Source organism: Erwinia sp. 1181_3, assembly GCF_052824965.1.
The window spans coordinates 1-4519 of record NZ_VTDE01000021.1 but is presented as its reverse complement, the minus strand read 5'-3'; the positions used below and the strand labels follow the sequence as shown (position 1 = coordinate 4519).

Here is a 4519-nt window from a genome sequence, read left to right as displayed (position 1 = left end):
TATTTAGCTATAAAAGGTCAAGTTCTGACCGTTTCAACGCCAGATTTGTCTTTTCATCATCCATTTTTGCTGTATTTTTGTCGTTTATCTCTATTTTCCCGTCCTTGTTCGTGCATATTTCCAGCTCTATTCCTTAAATTCTGTTAATCAGAATCGATAGACATCCCTGTTCATGACCTGAAAATCCTCAACCCTCCAAAGGTGGATCGGGTACACTATCTGACAGTTAACTCTGTGAAGGCCGTATTATGTCCCGCCAGCAACATTCATTAAAATCCTGGAATACCTTCGGTCTTAACGCCTATGCCAGTCATATCAGCGTGGCCAATAGCGTTGAAGAACTTTGCCGGTGCTGGCAGCAGAGCACCCAACAAAATGAGCCTGTATTGCTGTTGGGTGAAGGCAGTAATGTGCTGTTTCTGGAAGATTTCTCCGGTCAGGTGATCATTAACCGTATCAAAGGCATCAACGTTGAAGAAACGAGTGATGCGTGGTGTCTTCACGTGGGTGCCGGAGAGAACTGGCATCAATTGGTGGAAACTACGCTGAAACAGAATCTCGCTGGTTTAGAAAACCTGGCGTTGATTCCCGGATGTGCGGGCTCCGCACCTATTCAAAATATTGGCGCTTATGGTGTCGAACTGGATCAGGTGTGTGAGTATGTGGACATCGTCAGCCTTGGTGATGGCATTTGCCAGCGGCTAACCGCTTCTGAGTGTCAGTTTGGCTATCGCGACAGTGTATTCAAACATCGCTACGCTGAAGGGTATGCCATCGTTGCAGTAGGGTTACGTCTGGCGAAACACTGGAAACCGGTGCTTAGCTATGGCGACCTGCGCAATCTTGATCCTGTAACGGTGACCCCACAGCAGGTTTTTGATGCCGTTTGCCATATGCGTCGTAGTAAGCTGCCTGATCCTAAAGTGACAGGAAATGCAGGGAGCTTCTTCAAAAATCCGCTGGTAAGCGCAGATCTTGCTGCGGCACTGCAAATAAAGTACCCGGATATTCCACAGTATCCCCAGGAGGGCGGAACCGTGAAGCTAGCCGCTGGCTGGTTGATCGATCAATGTGCTCTGAAAGGATTCCGCCTTGGCGGCGCTGCGGTGCATCAACAACAGGCACTGGTATTGATTAATGCTGAAGATGCCAGCGGGCAGGATATTGTCGATTTGGCCCGTACCGTGCGCCAGCGCGTGGCAGAAAAATTTAATGTGTGGTTGGAGCCGGAAGTCCGCTTTATTGCCGCTCAGGGTGAAACAGACGCTGTGGAGGTTATCGCATGAAAGATAACACCGTGCCTTTAAAACTGGTGAGTATTCTGGCCGACGGTGAGTTTCATTCCGGTGAGCATCTCGGTGAGCATTTAGGTATGAGCCGTGCTGCTATTAATAAACATATTCAGACGCTGAAAGAATGGGGTATTGATGTCTTCACTGTTACCGGCAAGGGCTATAGCCTCTCATCTCCGATGCAGCTGCTGAATGAAGAGGTCATTAATGCCCAGCTTGAGCAGGGACGTCTGGCCGTTATCCCGGTGATAGATTCAACTAATCAGTATTTGTTTGACCGTATGGACTCTCTACAGTCCGGTGATGCGTGTGTTGCTGAGTATCAGCAGGCAGGACGTGGAAGGCGCGGACGCCAGTGGTTTTCTCCCTTTGGTGCGAACCTCTATTTGTCGATGTACTGGCGCCTTGAACAAGGTCCTGCTGCTGCGATGGGGTTGAGCCTTGTCATTGGCATCGTGCTGGCAGAGGCATTACAGGAACAGGGAGCACCAGGTATTCGCGTTAAATGGCCTAATGATATCTATCTTGATGATCGTAAACTGGCAGGCATCCTCGTTGAACTGACGGGTAAAACAGGAGATGCTGCACAGATCGTGATTGGAGCCGGTATTAATCTGGCCATGCGTGCGCCAGGTGCTGATGTGATTAATCAGGGCTGGATTAATCTCCAGGAAGCGGATGTTAATGTCGACCGTAATGCACTCTCAGCACTGATAGTAAATAAAATGCGAACGGCACTGGCGGAGTTTGAACAGGAGGGGTTGGCACCCTTCGTGCAGCGCTGGGCACTTTTAGACAACTTCATTGACCGTCCGGTGAAACTGCTGATTGGTGATCGGGAGATCTTCGGAACGGCCAGAGGGATTGACCAGCAAGGGGGGTTAATTCTGGAACAGGATGGCGTCAGAAAATCCTGGGTTGGCGGTGAGATTTCGTTGCGACCGCAGAATTAAACCAGAGGGGGGGCAGTTCACTGCGCCCCCTCTTCGTTACTTTCTTAATCTGACGAGATCGACAGCATGATCGCTGCTTTTCGTCATAATCAGACTTGCTCGTTCACGCGTTGGCATGATGTTTTCTTTTAAATTCAAATAATTAATCTCTTTCCACAGTTGGGTTGCAATCCCTACCGCCTCTTCTTCTGGCAGTTGCGCATAATGGTGGAAATAAGAGTCTGGATCGGTAAAAGCACCCTGACGGAATTTCAGAAAACGGTTGATATACCACTGTTCCAGAAGTGCTTCTGGCGCATCGACATAAATTGAAAAATCCACAAAATCTGAAACGAAGACGTGATGAGGGTCGTGTGGATAGTCCATGCCACTCTGCAACACGTTCAAACCTTCAAGTATCAAAATATCCGGTTGCTGCACAATTTTGTCGCCCTCAGGAATCACATCATAAATCAGATGTGAATAGACCGGAGCGGTAACCTGCGAGGCACCCGACTTAAGATCGGAGACAAAGTTGACCAAACGGTGCATATCGTAAGAGAGCGGGAAGCCCTTCTTCTTCATCAAACCACGTTCTTTTAGCACCGCATTCGGGTGCAGGAAGCCATCAGTCGTAATTAGTTCGACTCGGCGGTGCTCTGGCCAGCGACTGAGTAGCGCCTGCAATACACGTGCTGTAGTGCTCTTACCGACTGCAACGCTGCCCGCAATACTGATGATATAAGGGATTTTTTGGCCATTGGTCCCGAGAAACTGCTCAAGTACCGCCTGACGTCGTAAATTAGAGCTAATATAGAAATTCAACAGACGAGACAACGGCAAATAAATCTCTGCCACTTCTTCCATGGAGAGATCTTCGTTAATGCCTTTAAGACGTGCAATTTCATCTTCGGATAGCGTCATTGGCACCGAATTACGCAGCGCAGCCCACTGACCACGATTGAAATGCAGATAAGGTGTCGTTAACAAGGCGTCTTTTTTTCTCATATGCGTGCTTCTGCCAGCAATTTTTTACCCTTCAATACGTTAGCCCATTAATGACAACATGTTCCGGTTGTTTACAGGCTTACGTACTAAGGGAAATTTCATAAAACAATTGTCGGAGGTTACCACCAGACAGGCATGAAGAAGAAGGAAAAAAGATAACGCACAGATGCAAACGCAGCCGCACCCGCATTAATGATATTTTTCTCTGGCAATTGAAAGCCAACCTGATTAAGCGCAAAAGCGATACCCCATTTTGTGTGGAAGGCGAAGTTTTGCACATTTAAGCGTATTGGTTTGATATTTTAGCCTCATACACTGAGTTCCCCTGCTGCTGAGGGGGAGAGAGGGTTGGTGTTTCTTTAAACGAAGTTTGTATGTAAATTCGCTAATTTGAGAAGATTTGCACAAATAGTGAGCATAAGAACAATTATCGCAATTTTTTTGTTGCATCCTCCCTCAGGTCTTCCTAGAATGCGCACCACTTGATGCCGGCTTAGCTCAGTTGGTAGAGCAACTGACTTGTAATCAGTAGGTCACCAGTTCGATTCCGGTAGCCGGCACCATCAAGTAACGAAATACCCCAGGTGGGGTTCCCGAGCGGCCAAAGGGAGCAGACTGTAAATCTGCCGTCATCGACTTCGAAGGTTCGAATCCTTCCCCCACCACCATTTCGACTCAGTGTTCAGGAGTTGAAACCGGAAGAGAGATAAAAGACTCAACCGGAAAGATGGCAACCTCCATAGGTTGTTCATCACGATTTCAGACTGAGCTCAAGCACAGTCAAAGTCATCAGGCAAACGCGTGATGGCTGAGCAACAAGGAAATCTTTTCTGAGTTGTTCAAAAGCTACAGACAGAACAGGTAGCCGAGTTCCAGGATGCGGGCATCGTATAATGGCTATTACCTCAGCCTTCCAAGCTGATGATGCGGGTTCGATTCCCGCTGCCCGCTCCAAGCCGTGCTGATATGGCTCAGTTGGTAGAGCGCACCCTTGGTAAGGGTGAGGTCCCCAGTTCGACTCTGGGTATCAGCACCACTTTCAAATCTCCCTCCCTGCTTCTTCTCTGTGCATTAAAATTCAACGATTCAGGCAATGCCTGGTTGATGTGGTGATATCACCGATTAATCCGTGTCTTAGAGGGACAAGCGATGTCTAAAGAAAAATTTGAACGTTCCAAACCGCACGTCAACGTTGGTACTATCGGCCACGTTGACCACGGCAAAACTACCCTGACTGCTGCTATCACCACCGTTCTGGCTAAAACCTACGGCGGTTCTGCTCGTGCG

General features: G+C 48.3%; 4 protein-coding genes and 4 tRNA genes. 7 read left to right on the top strand and 1 reads right to left on the bottom strand.

Annotation, left to right across the window (positions count from 1 at the left end):
- Positions 1-248 precede the first annotated feature (248 nt).
- Both murB and birA read left to right on the top strand, forming a co-directional pair.
- A complete protein-coding gene (gene murB, locus FY046_RS23510; protein WP_167864936.1) occupies positions 249-1286 on the top strand; it encodes a UDP-N-acetylmuramate dehydrogenase in 1038 nt (345 codons plus the stop codon).
- The gene (birA, locus tag FY046_RS23505) at positions 1283-2245 is read left to right on the top strand and encodes a bifunctional biotin--[acetyl-CoA-carboxylase] ligase/biotin operon repressor BirA (RefSeq protein ID WP_446186528.1); all 963 of its coding nucleotides are present in this window, start codon (positions 1283-1285) and stop codon (positions 2243-2245) included. The genes murB and birA overlap by 4 nt, the downstream gene beginning before the upstream one ends.
- A 36-nt stretch (positions 2246-2281) precedes the next feature.
- Here the strand turns inward: birA and coaA are convergent, their stop codons facing one another.
- Complete coding sequence (gene coaA / locus FY046_RS23500; protein ID WP_133847034.1) at positions 2282-3232, bottom strand: type I pantothenate kinase; 951 nt, start codon at positions 3230-3232, stop codon at positions 2282-2284.
- Positions 3233-3719: 487 nt separating this feature from the next.
- Here coaA and FY046_RS23495 point away from each other — a divergent pair.
- The 5 genes from FY046_RS23495 to FY046_RS23475 all read left to right on the top strand — a co-directional run.
- A tRNA-Thr gene (locus tag FY046_RS23495) sits at positions 3720-3795 on the top strand.
- Positions 3796-3815: 20 nt separating this feature from the next.
- Positions 3816-3900, top strand: a tRNA-Tyr gene (locus FY046_RS23490).
- A gap of 211 nt (positions 3901-4111) precedes the next feature.
- Positions 4112-4186: transfer RNA gene (locus tag FY046_RS23485), tRNA-Gly, on the top strand.
- Positions 4187-4192: 6 nt separating this feature from the next.
- A tRNA-Thr gene (locus tag FY046_RS23480) sits at positions 4193-4268 on the top strand.
- A 113-nt stretch (positions 4269-4381) separates the two neighbouring features.
- Positions 4382-4519: GTP-binding protein (locus FY046_RS23475; protein ID WP_230050329.1), on the top strand; the 138-nt coding region annotated here is incomplete at its 3' end.

Bases quoted from the DNA above. Each gene is read 5' to 3' on its own strand.
- coaA (WP_133847034.1), bottom strand. From the start codon at position 3,232: ATGAGAAAAAAAGACGCCTTGTTAACGACACCTTATCTGCATTTCAAT.
- murB (WP_167864936.1), top strand. From the start codon at position 249: ATGTCCCGCCAGCAACATTCATTAAAATCCTGGAATACCTTCGGTCTT.
- birA (WP_446186528.1), top strand. From the start codon at position 1,283: ATGAAAGATAACACCGTGCCTTTAAAACTGGTGAGTATTCTGGCCGAC.